The 19,745-nt window shown below is 73.8% G+C and carries 19 protein-coding genes; 9 read left to right on the top strand and 10 right to left on the bottom strand.

The genetic code is table 11. From position 1 onward, the window contains the following. Positions 1–139 precede the first annotated feature (139 nt). The 3 genes from dapF to miaA all read right to left on the bottom strand — a co-directional run bounded on the left by dapF (position 140) and on the right by miaA (position 2,691). Positions 140–1,024: a diaminopimelate epimerase gene (gene dapF, locus ACIRBX_RS33205; protein WP_402302934.1), complete on the bottom strand. Its 885-nt coding sequence runs from the start codon at positions 1,022–1,024 to the stop codon at positions 140–142. A 27-nt stretch (positions 1,025–1,051) separates the two neighbouring features. Beyond that, positions 1,052–1,522: a hypothetical protein gene (locus ACIRBX_RS33210; protein WP_402302937.1), complete on the bottom strand. Its 471-nt coding sequence runs from the start codon at positions 1,520–1,522 to the stop codon at positions 1,052–1,054. Positions 1,523–1,749: 227 nt separating this feature from the next. Next, positions 1,750–2,691, bottom strand: a complete 942-nt coding sequence (gene miaA, locus ACIRBX_RS33215; RefSeq protein WP_402302939.1) for a tRNA (adenosine(37)-N6)-dimethylallyltransferase MiaA — start codon at positions 2,689–2,691, stop codon at positions 1,750–1,752. 128 nt (positions 2,692–2,819) lie between these two features. On the opposite strand from miaA, the gene ACIRBX_RS33220 reads away from it, so the two are divergent. Then, a complete protein-coding gene (locus ACIRBX_RS33220) occupies positions 2,820–3,056 on the top strand; it encodes an antitoxin (RefSeq protein WP_402302942.1) in 237 nt (78 codons plus the stop codon). Between the two features lie 7 nt (positions 3,057–3,063). Here the strand turns inward: ACIRBX_RS33220 and ACIRBX_RS33225 are convergent, their stop codons facing one another. Further along, entirely contained in the window at positions 3,064–3,756 is a 693-nt protein-coding gene (locus tag ACIRBX_RS33225; protein WP_402302944.1) for a class III extradiol dioxygenase subunit B-like domain-containing protein, read from the bottom strand. Between the two features lie 66 nt (positions 3,757–3,822). After that, complete coding sequence (gene miaB / locus ACIRBX_RS33230; protein ID WP_402302947.1) at positions 3,823–5,322, bottom strand: tRNA (N6-isopentenyl adenosine(37)-C2)-methylthiotransferase MiaB; 1,500 nt, start codon at positions 5,320–5,322, stop codon at positions 3,823–3,825. A gap of 79 nt (positions 5,323–5,401) precedes the next feature. Between miaB and ACIRBX_RS33235 the strand changes: the two genes are divergently transcribed. Further along, positions 5,402–6,412: a TAXI family TRAP transporter solute-binding subunit gene (locus ACIRBX_RS33235; RefSeq protein WP_402302953.1), complete on the top strand. Its 1,011-nt coding sequence runs from the start codon at positions 5,402–5,404 to the stop codon at positions 6,410–6,412. A gap of 21 nt (positions 6,413–6,433) precedes the next feature. On the opposite strand, the gene ACIRBX_RS33240 is transcribed toward ACIRBX_RS33235, so the two are convergent. Both ACIRBX_RS33240 and ACIRBX_RS33245 read right to left on the bottom strand, forming a co-directional pair. After that, entirely contained in the window at positions 6,434–7,861 is a 1,428-nt protein-coding gene (locus ACIRBX_RS33240; protein WP_402302956.1) for a sensor histidine kinase, read from the bottom strand. Positions 7,862–7,867: 6 nt separating this feature from the next. Beyond that, positions 7,868–8,653, bottom strand: a complete 786-nt coding sequence (locus tag ACIRBX_RS33245) for a response regulator transcription factor (protein WP_402302958.1) — start codon at positions 8,651–8,653, stop codon at positions 7,868–7,870. Between the two features lie 336 nt (positions 8,654–8,989). On the opposite strand from ACIRBX_RS33245, the gene ACIRBX_RS33250 reads away from it, so the two are divergent. The 5 genes from ACIRBX_RS33250 to ACIRBX_RS33270 all read left to right on the top strand — a co-directional run bounded on the left by ACIRBX_RS33250 (position 8,990) and on the right by ACIRBX_RS33270 (position 14,044). Continuing rightward, on the top strand, positions 8,990–9,757 hold the full coding sequence (locus ACIRBX_RS33250) for an amino acid ABC transporter ATP-binding protein (RefSeq protein ID WP_402302959.1): 768 nt from the start codon (positions 8,990–8,992) through the stop codon (positions 9,755–9,757). A gap of 91 nt (positions 9,758–9,848) precedes the next feature. Further along, positions 9,849–10,739 carry a glutamate ABC transporter substrate-binding protein gene (locus ACIRBX_RS33255; RefSeq protein WP_402302961.1) on the top strand — a complete coding sequence of 297 codons (891 nt, stop codon included), beginning with the start codon at positions 9,849–9,851 and terminating at the stop codon, positions 10,737–10,739. 31 nt (positions 10,740–10,770) lie between these two features. Beyond that, positions 10,771–11,421, top strand: coding sequence for an amino acid ABC transporter permease (locus ACIRBX_RS33260; protein WP_402302962.1), 651 nt, complete (start codon positions 10,771–10,773; stop codon positions 11,419–11,421). Further along, the gene (locus ACIRBX_RS33265) at positions 11,418–12,251 is read left to right on the top strand and encodes an amino acid ABC transporter permease (RefSeq protein ID WP_402302964.1); all 834 of its coding nucleotides are present in this window, start codon (positions 11,418–11,420) and stop codon (positions 12,249–12,251) included. The genes ACIRBX_RS33260 and ACIRBX_RS33265 overlap by 4 nt, the downstream gene beginning before the upstream one ends. 113 nt (positions 12,252–12,364) lie before the next feature. Next, the gene (locus ACIRBX_RS33270; protein ID WP_402302966.1) at positions 12,365–14,044 is read left to right on the top strand and encodes an FAD-dependent monooxygenase; all 1,680 of its coding nucleotides are present in this window, start codon (positions 12,365–12,367) and stop codon (positions 14,042–14,044) included. Between the two features lie 20 nt (positions 14,045–14,064). Here the strand turns inward: ACIRBX_RS33270 and ACIRBX_RS33275 are convergent, their stop codons facing one another. After that, the gene (locus ACIRBX_RS33275) at positions 14,065–14,901 is read right to left on the bottom strand and encodes an ABC transporter permease (RefSeq protein WP_402302968.1); all 837 of its coding nucleotides are present in this window, start codon (positions 14,899–14,901) and stop codon (positions 14,065–14,067) included. Next, the gene (locus ACIRBX_RS33280; protein ID WP_402302971.1) at positions 14,898–15,872 is read right to left on the bottom strand and encodes an ABC transporter ATP-binding protein; all 975 of its coding nucleotides are present in this window, start codon (positions 15,870–15,872) and stop codon (positions 14,898–14,900) included. Before ACIRBX_RS33280 ends, ACIRBX_RS33275 begins: the two co-directional genes overlap by 4 nt. A gap of 133 nt (positions 15,873–16,005) precedes the next feature. Between ACIRBX_RS33280 and ACIRBX_RS33285 the strand changes: the two genes are divergently transcribed. Both ACIRBX_RS33285 and ACIRBX_RS33290 read left to right on the top strand, forming a co-directional pair. Next, positions 16,006–17,226: a sensor histidine kinase gene (locus ACIRBX_RS33285; RefSeq protein WP_402302973.1), complete on the top strand. Its 1,221-nt coding sequence runs from the start codon at positions 16,006–16,008 to the stop codon at positions 17,224–17,226. After that, positions 17,223–17,888 carry a response regulator gene (locus ACIRBX_RS33290; protein WP_402302974.1) on the top strand — a complete coding sequence of 222 codons (666 nt, stop codon included), beginning with the start codon at positions 17,223–17,225 and terminating at the stop codon, positions 17,886–17,888. Before ACIRBX_RS33285 ends, ACIRBX_RS33290 begins: the two co-directional genes overlap by 4 nt. 513 nt (positions 17,889–18,401) lie before the next feature. Here ACIRBX_RS33290 and rny read toward each other — a convergent pair. After that, positions 18,402–19,730, bottom strand: a complete 1,329-nt coding sequence (gene rny, locus ACIRBX_RS33295; RefSeq protein ID WP_402302976.1) for a ribonuclease Y — start codon at positions 19,728–19,730, stop codon at positions 18,402–18,404. Positions 19,731–19,745: the final 15 nt, after the last annotated feature.

Genomic DNA, 19,745 nt, shown 5'->3' on the forward strand with positions numbered 1-19,745 from the left:
GCGGAACGCCCGCGCAGCGAAGCACCGCGCAGCGGAACGCCCGCGCAGCGAAGCACCGCGCAGCGGAACGCCCGCGCAGCGAAGCACCGCGCAGCGGAACGCCCGCGCAGCGAAGCACCGCGCAGCGGGTGACCGGGGGTCAGATGGCGAGGGTGCCGGTGGCGACGATTGCGGCGGGGCCGGTCATCTCGATGCGGGTGTCGGGGTGCTCGGTGATGCGGAGGGTGCCGCCGGGGAGGTCGACCGTGTAGGTGACGGGCTCGCCGGTGGCGGCGGGGGTGAGGTGGTGGCGGCGGGCGGCGGCCACGGCGACGGCGCAGGCGCCGGTGCCGCAGGAGCGGGTCTCGCCGGAGCCGCGCTCGTGGACCCGCATGGCGACGTGGCGGGGGCCGCGCTCGACCACGAACTCGACGTTGACGCCCTCGGGGTAGACGCCGTCGGTGACCGAGGGGGCGGTGAAGAGGGTGCCCGCGTCGGCGAGGTCGTCGACGAAGGCGACCGCGTGCGGGTTGCCCATGTTGACGTTGAGGGCGGGCCAGGAGTGGTCCCCGACCGTGACGGTGACCGGCCCGGTGCCGGGCAGGACCGCGTGACCCATGTCGACGGTGACCTCGCCGTTCTCGGCGACGACCACCTCCCGGACCCCGGCCCGGGTGGCCACCGCGAGGGAGCCGACCGGAGCCAGCCCGGCCTGCACCAGGTAGTGGGCGAAGACCCGCACCCCGTTGCCGCACATCTCGGCGATCGAACCGTCGGAGTTGCGGTAGTCCATGAACCACTCGGCCCGGTCCGCCATCCCCGCCGCCGCCGGATCGGCCGCCGAGCGGACCACCCGGAGCAGCCCGTCCCCGCCGACGCCGGCCCGGCGGTCGCAGAGCAGGGCGACCTCGGCCGGGCCGAGGTCGAGCTTGCCGTCCTCGTCCGGGATGATCACGAAGTCGTTCTGGGTGCCGTGCCCCTTGAGGAAGGGCAGGCCGAAGGTCTGGGACGCGGATGCGGATGCCGCGGAAACAGGAGCGCTCACAGCGCCGATGGTACTGACCCGCGCGGCTCAGGCGGCGAGCCGTACCACCCGCCAGACGGCGAGGGCGACCGCGACCACCGCGATCAGGGTGTAGGTCAGGATGGCGCGCCGGCCGGCCCGCTCCCCGCTGCCCCGGCGCGGCACGCCGGGCCACTTGTACCCGGCCATCCGGGCGGCCATCGCGCCCCAGCCCACCGAGGCGGCGGTCACCAGCATGCCGAGCATGCCGATCATCGCGGCGCCCCGGTCACCGGAGCCGAAGGCCAGCGGGAAGGCGAACATCATCGAGCCGAAGGTGGCGACGACCGCGATCGGCAGGGTCTGCCACCAGCGCAGCCGGCGCCGGGGGCGGATCTCCCGCTCGTGCACCACACCGGGCGCGGCCAGGTCGGCGAGCACGGGGAGCGCCACGGCGTAGGAGGTCGTCTCGGGCAGGGCGAGTTCGGCGCTCACGCTGCTCGGCAGCTCTTCCGTCTCCCGGCCGGTACCCGTGGACACGCGGCCTCCCCTGACGGTCCGACACGGGCGCGTGGCCCGCCGCTGGTGAGCCAGATCGAACGACCTGCCTCCGGATGCTCTCGATGATGGCATGCCCGGTCCGGCCGACAGCCGGTTCGACGGGCCCCCGGGTGATCCGTGGCCAGGACGTGATGTGCCCGTAACCCTCAGTTCGTCGTGCACCCGCAGCTGCACCGGCAGCATGGCCGGAAACCGCCCCGGCCTGGTCAGACCTGACGGCCGATCAGTTCGAGCGAGCGTTCCAACAGCTCCACCGGATCGGCTCCGGCCGGGCGGGAGAGCCAGTGGATCCGGTCGTCCCGGCGGAACCAGGACTCTTGACGGCGGGCGAAACGGCGGGTGGCCCGTACCGTCTCGGCCATCGCCTCGGCCTCGGTGCACTCGCCGGAGAAGAAGGACAGCACCTGCTGGTAGCCCAGCGCCCGGGGGGCGGTGAGCCCGTCCCGCAGGCCGAGCGCCTCCAGGGCCCGGACCTCGTCCAGCAGCCCGGCCTCCCACATCCGGTCGACCCGCAGCTCGATCCGCGCGTCCAGCTCGGGCCGGGGCACCTGGACGCCGATCTGCACCGTCTCGTAGACGGCGGTGTTGGTCGGCAGGCTGGCGGTGAACGGGCGGCCGGTGATCTCGATGACCTCCAGTGCCCGGACGATCCGGCGGCCGTTGCTGGTCAGCACGGCCTCGGCGGCGGCCGGGTCGAGCGCGGCCAGCCGCTGGTGCAGCGCGTACGGCCCGGCCTCGGCCAGCTCGGCCTCCAGCCGGGCCCGGACGGCCGGGTCGGTGCCGGGGAAGTCCATCTCGTCGATGGCCGCCCGGACGTACAGGCCGGAGCCGCCGACCAGTACGGGGGTGCGGCCCTCGGCCAGCAGCCGGTCCATCTCGGCCCGGGCCAGCCGCTGGTACTCGGCCACGCTGGCGGTCTCGGTGACCTCCCAGACGTCCAGCAGGTGGTGCGGGACGCCGCCGCGCTCCTGCTCGGTGAGCTTGGCGGTGCCGATGTCCATGCCCCGGTAGAGCTGCATCGAGTCGGTGTTGATCACCTCGCCGCCGAGGGTGCGGGCGATCGCCACGGCCAGGTCGGACTTGCCGGCCGCGGTGGCGCCGACCACCGAGACGACGCGGGGCTGGGAGGTGGGGGAGGAGGAGCTCACGGGCCAAGTCTCGCAAAGATCGGGAGTGGCGCCGTGTGCCCGGCTGTCACCCTGGGGAAGTATGAGGATGGAATGACCGATTTGCCCCGCCGGCCGAAGGCGGGGCCGGCGAAGGAGAGCGACTGACCATGGGCCTGTTGGACAACCTCAAGGGCAAGGCCGGGGAGCTCAAGGAGAAGGCCGGCGAGCTCGCGGGCAAGCACGGCGACAAGATCGACCAGGTGGTGGAGAAGGCCGGGGCGGCGGCCGACAAGGCCACCAAGCACAAGTACACCGACAAGATCGAGGCCGGCACCGGCAAGGCCAAGGACGCGGTCGACAAGATGGCCACCAAGCCCAAGGACGAGGGCCAGGGCCAGCCCTGATGCTCCGTCAGCTCCAGGAGGCGACGAAGTAGCCGACCCCGTAGGGGGCCTCGTCGTACCGGAGCCGCCCGCTCAGCCCGGCGCCCTGCGCAGCTCCCGCGAGGACCTGCCAGGGCGCCCGGCCGTCCGCCTGGAGCTCAGCCGAGAGCACCGGGTCCAGCGCCCGGAGCGCCTCGGTGTCGGCCTCGGCCAGCAGCTTGGCGGCGTGCGCGTCGTAGGGCTCGGCCCGCTCGTCCAGGTAGCCGGGGGCCTTGACGGTGCGGCAGGCGCTGCCGCCGCCGAGCACCAGCAGCCCGACCCGGTCGGCCAGCTCGGCCAGCCCCTCGCCGAGGCCGGCCAGCCGCTCCACCGGGGCGTCGGCCGGGACGGCGCAGGCGTGGGTGGGCACGGTGATCCCGGCCTGCTCCAGCAGCCAGGCCCCGACGGTCAGCGAGGGCGCCAGCTCCGGGCCCTCGGCCACCGGGCCGGGCAGCCGCACCACCCGGGGCACCCCGTAGCGGTGGAACGAGCCGATCCCGCCCTCGGTCCACACCCCGGCCTCCGGCCCGGCGCCGACCACCACGACCAGCTCGACCTCGCCGAGCTCGCGGACCGCCTCCAGGCAGGCCGCGCGCAGGGCGTCGAGTTCGGCGGCGGCGCCGGCGGCCACCTCGGGCACGAGCAGCGGCGGGCAGGGGCAGACTGCGGCGGCGACAAGCATGACGATCACTCTACGGCCAAGGCCCCGGGAGCACGGGGCTCCCGGGGCCTGAGGGCGCGTCAGTGATCAGGCGTCGCAGCAGCCGCCGACCGGGGCGAGCGGCAGCGGGGCCGGAGCGCCGATCTTCGGCAGACCGAGCAGCACACCGGCCGGCTTGGCGGGCGGGGTGCCCTGGCGCTTCTCCCAGGCGTCGCCCGCCCGGGTGCGGCGGACCGCCAGCGTCGGGCCCTCGGCGAGCAGGTGGTGCGGGGCGGCGTAGGTGATCTCGACGGTCACCATGTCGCCCGGGCGGACCGGCTCGGCGGGGCGGGTGAAGTGCACCAGGCGGTTGTCGGGGGCGCGGCCGGAGAGCCGGTCGGTCCGGTCGTCCTTCTTGCCCTCGCCCTCGGCGACCAGGATCTCGAGCACCCGGCCGACCTGCTTCTTGTTCTCCTCCCAGGAGATCTCCTCCTGGAGGGCGACCAGTCGCTCGTAGCGCGCCTGCACCACGGCCTTGGGGATCTGCCCGTCCATCTCGGCGGCCGGGGTCCCCGGGCGCTTGGAGTACTGGAAGGTGAAGGCGTTGGTGAAGCGGGCCTCGCGGACCACGTGCATGGTCTGCTCGAAGTCCTCCTCGGTCTCGCCCGGGAAGCCGACGATGATGTCGGTGGAGATCGCCGCGTCCGGCATCGCCTCGCGCACCTTGCGGATGATCCCGAGGAAGCGGTCCTGCCGGTACGAGCGGCGCATCGCCTTGAGCACCGTGTCCGAACCGGACTGCAGCGGCATGTGCAGCTGGTGCATCACGTTCGGCGTCTCGGCCATCGCGGCGATCACGTCGTCGGTGAAGTCGCGCGGGTGCGGCGAGGTGAAGCGGATCCGCTCCAGGCCCTCGACCTGACCGGCCGCCCGGAGCAGCTTGGAGAACGCCTCGCGGTCCCCCAGGTCGGAGCCGTAGGCGTTGACGTTCTGGCCGAGCAGGGTGACCTCGATGACGCCCTCGCCGACCAGCGCCTCGATCTCGGAGAGCACGTCGCCGGGGCGGCGGTCCTCCTCCTTGCCGCGCAGCGCGGGCACGATGCAGAAGGTGCAGGTGTTGTTGCAGCCGACCGAGATGGCCACCCAGGCCGCGTACGCCGACTCGCGCCGGGTCGGCAGGGTGGACGGGAAGGTCTCCAGCGACTCCAGGATCTCCACCTGGGCCTGCTGCTCGATCCGGGCCCGCTCCAGCAGCGCGGGCAGGTGCCCGATGTTGTGGGTGCCGAACACCACGTCGACCCAGGGGGCCTTCTTGACGATGGTGTCGCGGTCCTTCTGCGCCAGGCAGCCGCCGACCGCGATCTGCATCGCCTTGTGCTGCTGCTTGTCGGCGGCGAGCCGGCCGAGGTTGCCGTACAGCTTGTTGTCGGCGTTCTCGCGCACCGCGCAGGTGTTGAACACCACCAGGTCGGGATGGTCGCCGTCCTGGTCGGCCTTCACGTACCCGGCGTCCTCCAGCAGCCCGGAGAGGCGCTCGGAGTCGTGCACGTTCATCTGGCAGCCGTACGTGACGACCTTGTAGCTCTTGGAATCCTGGCTCGTACCCACGGACCTAGGGTACGTGGAAGCGGATCGGGCTCCCCGCCCCTCTCCCCATCCGGCGCCCGGCCTGGCAGTATCCAACCCCATGACCTGGAGACCCGGCGCCGCACTGCGCACGGCGGCCCGCAGCCGGCTCGGCCGGCTGGCCGCCGTGTTCCTGCTGGTCGTGGGCGCGGCCGGGGGCTGGTGGGCGGCGAGCGGGAGCCGGGACGAGCTGCCGCGCGGCGAGACCGGGTTCGCCACCGGGGTGTCCAAGGGCGTCTACGACCGGTACGGGATCCTGCTGAAGACCTACCTCCAGGACACCCTCCCCGGCGTGCAGCTGCGGCTCGACAACTCCGAGGGCTCGGTCGAGAACCTGGACCGGGTGGCCGACGGGCGGGACTCCTTCGCGATCGCCACCGCCGACGCGGTGGCGAGCTACCAGAAGGAGGGGAGGGAGCGGATCCGCGCGATAGCCCGGCTCTACGACGACTACCTCCAGCTGGTGGTGCCGGCCGACTCCCCCGTGCAGCGGACCGCCGACCTCAAGGGCAAGCGGGTCGGGATCGGCCAGGCCCGGTCCGGCGTGCAGCTGGTGACCAGGCGTCTGCTGGCCTCGGCCGGCCTGGACGCGGAGCGCGACGTGCAGGCCTCGATGCTCGGCATCACCGCCGCCGCCGACCAGTTGAGCAAGGGTCAGCTGGACGCCTTCTTCTGGTCCGGCGGGCTGCCGACCACCGCGCTCACCGACCTCTCCGAGCACTTCCCGATCCGGATCGTCCCGCTCGGCGACCTGGCCGAGGCCGTCCACCACGTCGAGGGCGGCGGCGCCGACGCCTACCGCGCCGCCACCATCCCGGCGGACGCCTACCCCAAGGCCCACCCCAAGGACACCGCCGTCGCCACCCTGGCCGTGCCCAACCTGCTGATCACCCGGGACGACGTCGACCGCTCCCTGGTCCAGCGGATGACCAAGGCCGTCATCGACAGCCGCGACCGGATCGGCTCCGAGGTGCACGCCGCCCAGGTGGTGGACCTCCGCACGGCCGTCTACACCGACCCGCTCCCGCTGCACGACGGGGCCAGCGCCTACTACCGCTCCGTCAAGCCGTAGCCGTACCGACCCGCCGGACGGTCAGCGCGCTCGCTGGACGGTGAGGCGGACGGTCAGGCCGGTGGGCTCGACGGAGGCGAAGCCGAGCGAGCCGCCGCCGGCCAGCAGCAGGGTGCGGGCGATCGAGAGGCCGAGGCCGGAACCGTCCACGTTCTGGTGGCGGGGGCTGCGCCAGAAGCGGTCGCCGATCCGGGCCAGCTCGTCCTCGGTGAGGCCGGGGCCGGCGTCGGAGACGGTGAGGGTCAGCTCGCGCTTCTCCTGCTCCAGGCCGAGCCGGACGGTCTCGCCGCCGGGGGTGAACTTGAGCGCGTTGTCGAGGACGGCGTCGAGTGCGCTGCCGAGGCCGATCGGGTCGGCCAGGCCGACCGCCGATGCCGGGCCCTCCCAGCTGAGCCGGATGCCGCGCTGCTCGGCGACCGGCCGCCAGGCGTCGATCCGGGCCAGCGCGAGGGCGGTGAGGTCGACCCGTTCGGGTTCCGGGCGGGCGTGCTCGGCGGCGGCGAGGCCGAGCAGGTCGTCGAGCACCCGGGCCAGCCGGGCACCCTCCTCGCGGACCCCGCCGAGCTCCTCCTCGTGGCCCTCGGGCAGCTCCATGCCGAGCAGCTCGACCCGCAGCAGCAGGGCGGCGAGCGGATTGCGCAGCTGGTGGGAGGCGTCCGCGACGAACGCCCGCTGCTGGTCCAGGGCGAGCAGCACGTGGTCCGCCATGTGGTTGAACGAGCGTGCCAGGCGCCGGAGTTCGGGCGGTCCGGAGCTGGGGGCGACCCGGGCGTTCATCCGGCCGGTGGCGATGTCGTGGGTGGCCCGGTCCAGGGTGCGGACGGGGCGCAGCACCCAGCCGGTGAGCCGGACGGCGAGCAGGACGGCGGCGACCATGGCGAGCGCCTCGCCGGCGCCGAGCCAGAGCCAGCGGTCCAGCACCCGGGAGCGCAGCTCGCCGGTCGGCGACTCGGTGATCACCAGCGCGATCACGTCGCCGTCCCGGACCACCGGGGTGGCCACCGTGAGGGTGCGGTCCGGGGTCCAGGGCCAGACCTGCGGCGGGTTCTTGCTGCGGCGGCCGTCCACCGCGTCCTGGAACGCCCGGGCGCCGGGGCCCTCCTCGGGGACCTGCCAGCCCTCGGGGGCGACTGCGACGGCGCTGCCGTCCCGGTGGAAGACGCCGACCCGGATGCCGTAGAGCTGGTGGTAGCGCTCGACCTCCAGGGCGAGCGAGCGCAGCCGGCCGCCGTCGCCGTCCTCCGGGACGGCCGAGCCCTTGACGGCGGTGCCGGCCGGCGGCAGTCCCTGGGTGGGGAGCTGCTGGGCGAAGCGGGCCGCGTCGTCCATCCGGTCGACCACCACCGCGCTCTGCTCGGCGGCGGCCTCGGCGGCGGCCAGCGGCAGCCCGAGGGCGGCCAGGACGGCGACCATCAGGGCGAGCAGGATGCCGAGCAGGCGGGTGCGCACGGGAGTTCAGCTCTCCCGGGAGGGGTCGGTCGCAGCGGGATCGGTGGCGGACGGGTCGGCTTCGGCCGGAGCCACGGGAGTTGACGGACCGTCGGCCGCGGGCTGCTCCGGCATCAGCCGGTAGCCGACCCCGCGCACCGCCTCGACCAGGCCGGGCAGCGCCAACTTGGTGCGCAGCGAGCCGATGTGCACCTCCAGCGTGCGCCCGTTGCCCTCCCAGCCGGAGCGCCAGACCTCACTGAAGATCTGCTCCCGCCGGTAGACCACGCCGGGGCTCTGGGCGAGCAGCGCCAGCAGGTCGAACTCCTTGCGGGTGAGCGGCACGTCGCGGCCGTGCACGCTGACCCGGCGGCGCTCGCGGTCGATCAGCACGCCGCGGGCCTCCAACGGGCCGCCCTGGGCGACCGGTTCGGTGGGTTCGGCGGCCTGGCCGCGACGGGCCACCGCGTGGATCCGGGCCAGCAGTTCGCCCATGTCGTAGGGCTTGGTGACGTAGTCGTCGGCGCCGAGGTTGAGGCCGTGGATGCGGGACCGGATGTCGGCCCGCGCGGTCACCATGATCACCGGGACCGAGCTGTGCGCGCGGATCCGGCTGCACACCTCGAAGCCGTCCCGGTCGGGCAGGCCGAGGTCGAGCAGGACCACCCGGTAGGGGTCGTTGCCGTCCGGCACCAGGGCGTCCAGTGCCTCGTGGCCGCTGCGGGCGTGCCGGACCTGGAAGCCGTGTCGGCCGAGCACCGCGACCAGGGCCGCGGCCACCCGGTCGTCGTCCTCGACGAGCAGGAGTCGCACCGTGGGTCCTCCTTCCGGTCCGGGTCTCGCGGGGGTCACGCCTCTTCTGCGTGCGGTACCTGCGGAGTATCGTCCAGACCGCCCGTTCTGTCACGGCCCGCCCGGCGCGCGGCCGTCCGCCACTGCGGCGGGTGACCGGGCGTGGCCGGATCGTGATGCTCAAGTTCCGCTCAGATCCGCTGACGTGACAATGTCAGCCGCCCTAGGGTCAGCCGGACCGGGGGCTGAGAGCTCCGCCGGCGATCAGCCCCCGGCACCAGCGCAACGCACCGAAGCACCGACGCACGACCCCCGGGGAGCCTTCCGGTGGGACTGTCCACGAGGGAGCCAGGCTCGATGACCGAGAACGCCGTGAGTGACACCGCGCCCGCTCCCCTGGTGGTGCTGAGCGGTGTGAACAAGCACTTCGGCGCCCTGCACGTGCTCCAGGACATCGACCTGGAGATCAAGCAGGGCGAGGTGGTCGTGCTGATCGGCCCGTCCGGCTCCGGCAAGTCCACGCTCTGCCGGACCATCAACCGGCTGGAGACCATCGACGCCGGCACCATCACCATCGACGGCCGGCCGCTGCCGGCCGAGGGCCGCGAGCTGGCGAGGCTCCGCGCCGAGGTGGGCATGGTGTTCCAGTCCTTCAACCTCTTCGCGCACAAGACCGTGCTGGAGAACGTGGTGCTCGGCCAGGTGAAGGTGCGCAAGGTCGCCCGCCCGGACGCCGAGCGGACCGCCCGCGAACTGCTGGACCGGGTCGGCCTGGCCGCGCACGCGGACAAGTTCCCCGCGCAGCTCTCCGGCGGCCAGCAGCAGCGTGTGGCGATCGCCCGCGCGCTGGCCATGAAGCCCAAGGTGATGCTCTTCGACGAGCCCACCTCGGCGCTCGACCCGGAGATGGTCAACGAGGTGCTGGAGGTCATGCGCGACCTCGCGGCCGAGGGCATGACCATGGTCGTGGTCACCCACGAGATGGGCTTCGCCCGCTCCGCCGCCAACCGCGTGCTGTTCATGGCCGACGGCCGTCTCGTCGAGGAGAACACCCCCGAGGCGTTCTTCACCGCGCCGCGCAGCGACCGGGCCAAGGACTTCCTTTCGAAGATCCTGCACCACTGACGCCCCGACTGACCTAGCGTCAGTCCCTGTCATGCCCAGAACTCCCCCGGCCCGGCTCCACCGTGCCCACGATCGAGGAGACAGCTCCTTCATGCGCAACCGTCGCACCATCGCCGCCGCCCTGTCCGTGCTCGCGCTGACCGCCGTCGCCGCCTGCGGCAAGGAAGCCCCCAAGTCGGACGACTCCAGCGCCAAGCTGCCCACCTACACGGTGAAGACCGACGCCGCCGTCTCGGGCTCGAAGGTCTTCGAGGAGGCCAAGAAGCGCGGCAAGCTGGTCATCGGCGCCAAGTCCGACCAGCCCTTCCTCGGCTTCGAGAACGTCACCACCAAGACCCGTGACGGCTTCGACATCGAGATCGCCAAGATGATCGCCGCCGACCTGGGCTTCGGCCCGGACAAGATCGAGTGGAAGACCATCGTCTCGGCCAACCGCGAGACCGCCCTCAAGAACGCGCAGATCGACCTCTACGTCGGCACCTACACCATCAACGACACCCGCAAGCAGAGCGTGTCGTTCGCCGGTCCGTACTACGTGGCCGGCCAGGACCTGCTGGTGAAGGCCACCAACAAGGAGATCACCGGCCCGGAGAGCGTCGCGGGCAAGAAGGTCTGCTCGGTCACCGGCTCCACCTCGGTGAAGCAGATCAAGACCTACAACCCCGGCACCGTCGTCGAGTACGAGACCTACGCCCAGTGCGTGGACAAGCTCCTCACCGACGAGGTCGACGCGGTCACCACCGACGACGCGATCCTCAAGGGCTTCGGCGCCAAGAACGCCGGCAAGCTCCGGGTGGTCGGCAAGCCGTTCACCAAGGAGCCGTACGGCATCGGCGTCCAGAAGGAGGACCCGGCGTTCCAGCAGGCCGTCATCGCCGCGCTGAAGGCGCACGAGGACAACGGCGACTGGAAGAAGGCGTACGACGCCACCCTCGGCCTCTCGGGCTCCCCGGCCCCGGAGATCCCGGCGCTCACCAACTGACCCGTCCAGCAACGAAAGGAGGGTCGCCGGCATGGGCATGCTCTTCGAGGACGGCAACTTCGAGCTGTTCCGTAACGGGTTCCTGCACACGGTCGAACTGAGCGCGCTGAGCGCGCTGTTCGCCCTGCTGCTGGGTGTCCTGCTGGCGGCCTTCCGGGTCTCCCCCGTCCCGGTGCTGCGAGTCTTCGGCACCGTCTGGGTGAACACCTTCCGGAACACCCCGCTGACCGTGCTGTTCTTCGCGGTGGTCTTCGGACTCCCGCGGCTGGACGTGCACTTCGAGCACTTCACCTTCGCGGTGATCGCGCTCTCCGCCTACACCGCGTCGTTCGTCTGCGAGGTGATCCGGTCCGGCATCAACACCGTGCCGGTCGGCCAGGCCGAGGCGGCCCGCAGCCTGGGCATGACCTTCGGTCAGACCCTGACCCAGATCGTGCTGCCGCAGGCCGGCCGCACCGTGCTGGCCCCGCTCAGCAGCGTCTTCATCGCACTCCCCCGCAACTCGGCGGTGGCCGGTGCGTTCAGCGTCCCGGAGCTCTTCAACTTCCAGGCCACGCTGACCGACAAGGGCTACTCGATCCTGGCCATCTTCTTCTGGGTCGCGCTCGCCTACCTGCTGATCAGCGCCTGCGTCGCCCTGTTCTTCAAGTTCCTGGAAACCCGTCTGGCGGTGGCCCGTTGAGCGGCAACAGCAGCGTCCTCTACGACGTCCCCGGGCCCCGGGCCCGGCTGCGCAACAACGTCCTCGGGGTGGTCTCCGGCCTCGCCCTGCTGGCCGGCCTCTGGTACGCGTTCACCAAGCTGAACGACGCCGGGCAGTTCTCGGCCGCGATGTGGGACGTGTTCGCGTACAAGAACACCCAGGAGACCATCCTCACCGCGCTGCTGGACACCCTGCTGGCCTTCGGCACGGCCGCGGTGCTCTCGCTGGTGCTCGGCGCCCTGCTGGCGATCGGCCGACTCTCCGACCACAGGCCGGTGCGCGCCGTCTGCACCGCCGTGGTCCAGTTCTTCCGGGCCATGCCGCTGCTGGTCATGATCTTCGGCCTGTACGTGGCGGTCCTCACCTCCGCCCCGTTCTGGGCCCTGGTGATCGGCCTGACGCTGTACAACGGCGCCGTCCAGGCCGAGATCATCCGCTCCGGCATCAACGCGGTGCCGCGCGGCCAGAGCGAGGCGGGCTACGCGATCGGCCTGCGCAAGACCCAGGTGATGACGCTGATCCTCACCCCGCAGGCGGTCCGGGCCATGCTGCCCGCGATCATCGGCCAGCTGGTGGTCACCCTCAAGGACACCTCGCTCGGCTACGTGATCACCTACCCGGAGCTGCTCCACGTCGGCAAGCAGATCGCCGCCAGCTGGGCCACTCCGGACGGCTACCCCTACATCCCGGTCACCATCGTGATCGGCGCGATCTACATCGGCTGCTGCCTGCTGCTGACCGCGCTCGCCAAGTGGCTGGAGGGCCGGAGCCGTCGCGGCGCGAACCGGCGCACAACGGCCGCTGCTTGACGGACACGCAGGTGATCTGTTGCATTGCTCTTCGTGACACCACCCGGGACTCCTGACGCTCCGTCGGCCGCCGCCAGCCCAGCTCGGACCGAGCGGGCCGGGGAGGTCCCGTCGTGGATCCGGTGATCATCGTCGGGGCCGGGCCGGTCGGCCTGGCCCTGGCGCTCGCCCTGGCCCGGCACGAGGTGCCGACCGTGGTGCTCGACGAGGGTGCCGGGGTCTGCTCCGAGGGCCCGCGCAGCGTGGTGCTCACCGAGCAGACCACCGGCTTCCTGACCCGGCTCGGCTACCAGCGGGCCGGCTCCGACGCCGCCCACTGGGACGCCTTCACCGTCTTCCGGCGGCGCTCCGAGGTGCTCCGGCTCCCGCTCAGCGGGATCAGCCACCTGCCCCAGCACCGCCTGCACCGCGGCCTGCGGGACGCGGCCACCGCCACCCCGCTGATCCAGCTCACCCCGCACACCCGGCTGGTCGAGCTGGAGCAGGACGGCGACGGGGTCTCCGTCCGCACCCAGCACACCCAGAACGGCAGCTCCACCTGGTGGCGCGGCAGCCACCTGGTGGGCTGCGACGGGGCCCGCTCGGCGGTCCGCAAGCTGCTGAGGATCCGCTTCCCCGGCCGCCCGGCGGTGGACCGGCACGCAGTGGCCACCCTCCGGGTCGACCTGCCCTTCCCCGGCGAGGCCCGACTGCACCGCGAGCCCCCGTGGCGCGGCGACCGCGAGGCCTCCGCCCGCCCGCTCCCCGACGGCCTCTGGCGGCTGGACTGGCGGCTGCCGCCCGGCCGCCCGGCCCCCGAGACCCCGGTCGACCCGCACGCCACCTGGCCCGGCATCGTCACCGGGGACACCCTGCTGGCGCGGGTCCGGTCCACCCTGACCGGCTGGTGCGGCGAGCTCCCGGAGTTCGAGCTGCTGGCCGCCGCCGACCACACCGCCCAGCAGCGGCTGGCCGCCCGCTTCCGGATCGGCCGCTGCTTCCTGGCCGGCGACGCCGCCCACCTGCACGGCGCGCTCGGCATGCAGAACCTCGCCGACGGCCTGCGGGACGTGGACAACCTCTCCTGGCGGCTCGCGCTGGCCTGGCACCTGCCCACCGACCCCGGCTCCGGCTCCCAGCTGCTGGACGGCTACGAGAGCGAGCGGCGCGGCGCGGTCGGCGCCCGGCTGCGGGCGGTCGACCAGTCGATGCCGCTGCTGCGCCCGCTGCGCGGCTGGGCCCAGACCAGACGCTCGCTGCTGACCGGCTCGTTCCGCAAGCACGCCCCGCTGCTGACGGACGGTCAGCTCGGCACCGGCCGGTTCGGCGGCGCCCCCGCCTACCCCGAGGCACCCTCCGGGGTCCCCGGCCGGGTGCCGCCGCAGCGCGGCCCCAAGGGCACCGCGCTGACCGAACAGCTCCCGCCGACCGCCCCCGGGGTGCTCGCCCCCGACGTCCCGGTGATCACCACCGAGGGCACCCCCGACCACCTGCACGCCCGCCTCGGGGCCGGCTTCCTGCTGCTGCTGGTCGCCCCCGGCGCCACCGTCTGGTCCTCCCGGCACTGGCTCTCGGCCGGCCTGATGCCCCGCCTCACCGCACTGGCCGCCTCGCTGCCGATCCCCGCCGAGGTGCTGGTCACCGACCAGTACCCGGCCGCCGATCCGCACACCGTCCTGCTGATCCGCCCCGACGGCCACGTGGTCGGCACCACCCACGGCGCCGAACCGGACACCCTGCACGCCCTCGCCCAGCACGCCCGGGGCGGCCCGGCCCCGGCCCCGATCACCAGCCCGGACCTGGGCGGTTCCTGACGCCTCCGCACCGGGGCCGCTCACTGGTCGCGGCGGCGCACCGCCAGGGTGGTGGCCAGGACGGCCGCCGCCGCCCAGCAGGCGAGCACCAGCCAGGCACCGCCGTGGGTGGCCGGGTAGGGCTGGAGGGCGGCGATCTCCGGGCGCTCGGCCAGCGTGCTCCAGGCGCGGAAGGGGGTGGCGTTGCCGAGCACGGCGGTGAGGTGGCGGCGGGGGCTCAGGAAGGCGGGCACGATCACCAGCAGCACGGTGGCACCGACCACCGAGAAGGCACCGTGCCGCAGCAGCGCGCCGACGGCCGCGCCGGTCAGCGCGGCGACCGGGGCGAGCAGCGCCGAGGCCAGCACCAGCCGCAGCGCACCGGGGTGACCGATCGTCACCCCGGCCTGCTGGGTGGCGTACTGGGCCTGGGTCAGCCAGAACGAGGCCGCCGCCAGCAGGGCGCCGAACACCGTGGCCACCGCACCCACCACCAGGGACTTGGCCAGCATCACCGCGCCACGGGCCGGCACCGCGACGAAGGTGGTGCGGATCAGACCGCTGCCGTACTCACCGGTGACGGTGACCGCGCCCCAGGCACCCAGCGCCAGCAGCAGCACCGAGGCCCCGTTGGAGGTGAAGGCGGTCATCAGGGCGTGGCCCTCGGCGGCGAACTCGGCCTGGGCGGCCGGATCCATCTGGTCCCAGTAGCGGACCTGGTCCCAGGCGGTCCCCACGTTCAGCCCGAGCACGGCGAGCGCGGTCAGTAGCAGGGCGCCGGCGGTGGAGCGCAGTGACCAGAGCTTGATCCACTCAGCGGCGAGCAGGTCGGTCAGGCGGGCACGCGGCTCGGCGGCGAGCAGGGTCGCGGTGGTCATCGGGGGCTCCCGGCGAGGTCGGCGGTGCGGTCGGTGGTGGTGCGGTCGGTGGCGGTGCGGTCGGTGGTGCGGTCGGCAGCGGTGCGGTGGGTGGCGTGGGCGGCGGTGAGCTCCATGAAGGCCTGCTCCAGGGAGGCCGTCCGGGGGCTGAGCTCGTGCAGCGGCAGGCGGTGACGGAGCGCCAGGTCACCGATCTCGGCGGCGGCCAGGCCGCCGACGGTGAGCACCTCGCCGTCGGTCCGCACCCGGGCCCCGCGCTCGGCCAGCAGCGCGGCCAGCTCGACGTGGCCCGGGGTCCGGACGGTCACGGTGCTGCCGCCCCGGGCGGCGAAGTCGGCCAGGCTCTCGGCCGCGATCAGCTCGCCCCGGCCGATCACCACCAGGTCGTCGGCGGTGTGCTCCATCTCCGTCATCAGGTGGCTGGAGACGAACACCGTCCGGCCCTCGGCGGCAAGCCGGCGGAACAGCCCGCGCACCCAGCGCACGCCCTCCGGGTCCAGTCCGTTCAGCGGCTCGTCGAAGAGCAGCACCGGCGGATCGCCCAGCAGCGCCCCGGCGATGCCGAGCCGCTGGCGCATGCCCAGCGAGTAGCCGCCGATCCGGCGCCCGGCCGCCTCGGTGAGGCCGACCTCGGCCAGCACCTCGGCCACCCGGGAGCGCGGGATCCGGTTGCTCCGGGCCAGTGCCGTCAGGTGGGCCCGGCCGCTGCGGCCACCGTGCACCTCGCTCGCGTCCAGCAGCGCGCCGACCTGCCGCAGGCCGCGCGACCGGTCCCGGAACGGCCGTCCGTCGATCAGCACCGATCCGGCGGTCGGGGTGTGCAGGCCGAGCACCATCCGCAGGGTGGTGCTCTTGCCCGAGCCGTTCGGCCCGAGGAAGCCCGTCACCCGGCCGGGCCGGACGGTGAAGGAGAGCCGGTGGACGGCGGTGGTCGAGCCGTAACGCTTCGTCAGTTCGTTGACCTCGATCATGGATCCGAGCCTGCCGGGCCGGGCCGGGGCCGGGCGTCGGCCCGGCGGTGTCACCTCCGGGCGGCGGTGTCCTCCCCGGGTGTACGACCACGGGCCGATGACGCGGCCGTCCATGATCACTAGCATCGGTGCCATGCGGATACCCCTGCTCGGGCGGTTCAGCCCGGCCACCTGGACGGTGCTCGCCTGGTGCGCGGGCACCGTGCTCACCGGGCTCTTCCGGATGCGACTGCCGGGCGAGTACTACGCGGCCGTGCTGCCCGGAGTGGTCTACCTCCGGTGGGACGGCCTCGTCATGCTCGCCCTGGCCGGCCTCTGCACCCTGTGGGGCGCCCGGAGACTGATGGTGCGTCCGGCGTCCGGCCTGGCCTGGGTGCTGGCCGGAGCGGTGCTCGGCACCCTGCCGCTCAGCGTGGGCGAGATCCCGCTCCAGCAGTACCTGGCGGTGGACGTCGCGGTGTACCTCCTCGCCGTGACGCTGCCCCGGCGCCGGTCACTGCGGATGCTGGGCGCGGCGCTCGGACTGCTCGCCGGGTACCTCGCCTTCCGGATGCTCCAGGGCTGGCCGGCCGGGGTCTCGGTCGAGCTCACCGTGGCGCTGCTCGCCGTGATCTCCTGGCTGCTCGGCTCCTCCACCCGGCAGGCCCGGGAGCACCACGAGGAGACCAGGGCACGGGCCACCGAGCAGGCCGTCACCGACGAACGACTCCGGATCGCCCGCGAGCTGCACGACATGGTGGCCCACAGCATGGGCGTGATCGCCCTCCAGGCGGGCGCCGCCAAGCGGGTGATCGACCGTCAGCCGGAGGCCGCCCGGGAGGCCCTGGCCAGCATCGAGACCACCGGCCGGGAGACCCTGGCCGGGCTGCGCCGGATGCTGGTCGCCCTGCGCACCGACGACCCGCTCACCCCGGACCTGGGGGTGGCCGACCTGCCCGCGCTGGCCGAGTCCACCACCGCCGCCGGCCTCCGGGTGGAGCTGCGGCACACCGGCGGCTCCGGTCCGCTCCCGCCGGAGGTGGACGTCTCGGCGTACCGGATCGTCCAGGAGTCGCTGACCAACGTCCTCAAGCACGCCCGCACCGACCACTGCCTGGTGACGGTCGGTCAACTGCCGGACGCGCTGGTACTGGAGGTCACCGACCACGGCACCGGGCCGGGGCGCGGCAGCGGCCCGCCGGGCTTCGGGCTGGCCGGCATGCGCGAGCGGGTCGCCCTGCTGCACGGCGAGCTGCACGCGGGCCCGCTGCCCGGCGGCGGCTGGCGGGTCACCGCCCGGCTGCCGCTCTCCGCCTCCCCGCTGGACCCCGCACCGCCCGCCGGCACCACCCCGACAGGAGCCCGAGCCCGATGACCGTCCGCGTCCTGCTCGCCGATGACCAACCGCTGATCCGCACCGCACTGCGGATGGTGCTCACCGACTCCCCCGACCTGGAGGTGGCGGGAGAGGCCGGCAACGGCGCCGAGGCCGTCGCGCTGGTCGAGGAGCTGCGCCCCGACGTGGTGGTGATGGACCTGCGGATGCCGGTGCTGGACGGCATCGAGGCCACCCGGCGGATCACCGCCGGCCCGGACGGCCCGCAGGTGATCGTGCTGACCACCTTCGACGAGGACGAGAACGTGCACGGCGCCCTGCGGGCCGGTGCCTCCGGCTTCCTGGTCAAGGACATGGCCCTGGACGAGATCCTGGCCGCGATCCGGGTGGTCGCGGGCGGCGAGGCGCTGCTCGCCCCGAGCGTCACCCGCCGGCTGATCACCGAGTTCGCCGCGCGCCCGGGTGGTCCCGGCGGTCCCGGCGGCCCGCCCCGGCGGGAGCTGACCGGCATCACCGAGCGCGAGCGGGAGGTGCTCACCCTGGTCGGCCGGGGCCTGTCCAACGCGGAGATCTCCGAGCAGCTGGTGATCAGCCCGGCCACCACCAAGACCTACCTCAGCCGGCTGCTGGCCAAGCTGGACGCCCGCGACCGGGTCCGGCTGGTGATCCTGGCCTACGAGGCGGGCCTGGTCGGCGCCTGACATCCCGCCACCGGCCGGGCGGCCACGGCCCGGTCCGGTGGGCTGCCCGCCCCGCCCGGCACCGAGCTGCTGCGCCTCCGGCCGATCGGCCCTCGGTCGCCCGCCGTCCGCTGCCCGCTGCCCGCTGCCCGGCAGCACCGAGCGGCGATGGCCAACGCGCTGCCCCGGCTTCGGCCCCGGCCCCGGCCCCGGCCCCGGTGGAACACCTCGACAGGCGGCCGCGCAGCACGCACACCCGCACCCTCCCGGCACCTGACGGGCCCTCACCCACCCGCCGCCCGGCCCCTCCGTACAGCCGTGGCCGGGCCGGTGCGGACACCCGGTACGGAGCCGCCCCGCGCACCCGCCCGACGGGCAGCAGCCCCTCCAGGCCTCCCGCCACCGCCCTGGCAACCGTGGCCACCACGGCACTCCACCCCGTGAAGCACCTCGCACCGCCGGCTGCGCAGCGCACCGGTACCACCACCTGACGGGCCCTCACCAGCCCGCCTAGCGGCGCCCGCGCGGCAGCGGCTAGCGCGCCACCTCGACGGCCCGGGTCTCGCGGATCACCGTGACCCGGACCTGGCCGGGGAGGCTGACCTCCTCGGTGATCCGCTTGGCGATCTCCCGGGCCAGCACCTGGGCCGCGATGTCGTCCACCTGATCCGGCTGGACCAGCACCCGGACCTCCCGGCCCGCCTGCATCGCGTACGCCTTGGTGACCCCGGGCTGTCCGACCGCGATCTCCTCCAGCCGGGCCAGCCGGCGGACGTAGTTCTCGGCCGACTCCTTGCGGGCACCCGGCCGGCCGCCGGAGCAGGCGTCGGCGGCCTGGACCAGCACCGCCTCGACCGTCTGCGGGTCGACCTCGCCGTGGTGCGCGGCGATCGCGTGCACCACCTCGGGCTGCTCGCCCCAGCGGCGCGCGTAGTCGGCCCCGGCCAGCGCGTGGCTGCCGACCGCCTCCGAGGAGAGGGCCTTGCCGATGTCGTGCAGCAGCGCGGCCCGCCGCACCAGCGCGGCGTCCGCCCCGACCTCGGCCGCCAGCACCGCGCCCACCCGGGCCGACTCCACCAGGTGGGCCAGCACGTTCTGCCCGTACGAGGTGCGGTAGCGCAGCTGGCCCAGGGTGCGGACCAACTCCGGCTCCATCTCGCCGACCTGGGTCGCCAGCAGGGCGTCCTCACCGGCCCGGACACAGAGCCGCTCCACCTCGCGCAGGCTGCGGGCGTGCACCGCCTCGATCCGGGTGGGCTGGATCCGGCCGTCCGCCACCAGGGTCTCCAGGGTGAGCCGGGCGGCCTCCCGCCGGATCGGGTCGAAGCTGGAGAGCTGGACCACGCCCGGGGTCTCGTCCACCAGCAGGTTGACCCCGGTGACGGCCTCGAAGGCGCGGATGTTGCGCCCTTCCTTGCCGATGATCCGGCCCTTCAACTCCTCGGCGGGGAGCCGGAAGACCGAGAGCACCGTCTCCGCCGTCTGCTCGGCGGCCACCCGCTGGACCGCTCCCGCGACGATGTCCCGGGCGAGCTCCTCGCCGTCCCGCCGGGCGTTCCGCTCGATCTCCCGGACGGTCACGGCCGCCTCCCGCCGGGCAGCCGCCTCGGCGGCCCGCAGCACTTCGGTCCGGGCCTCCTCGGTGGTCAGCCCGGCCAGCCGCTCCAGCTCCCGCCGCTGCTCGCCCTCACGCTCGGCCACCGCCGCCTCCCGGGCGGCCAACTCGGCCCGGCGGCTGCCCAGTTCGGCCTCGACCAGCCCGACCGCGCCCACCGCCCGCCGCTCGGTGCCGCGCATCCACCGGAACGCCAGCAGCAGCAGCGCCAACAGCAGAACGCCGAGGCACCCCGTCACGATCCACATAGGGCCCGCTCCCGT

The sequence above is a fragment of the Kitasatospora sp. NPDC096147 genome, assembly GCF_044763225.1.
Lineage (GTDB): Bacteria > Actinomycetota > Actinomycetes > Streptomycetales > Streptomycetaceae > Kitasatospora.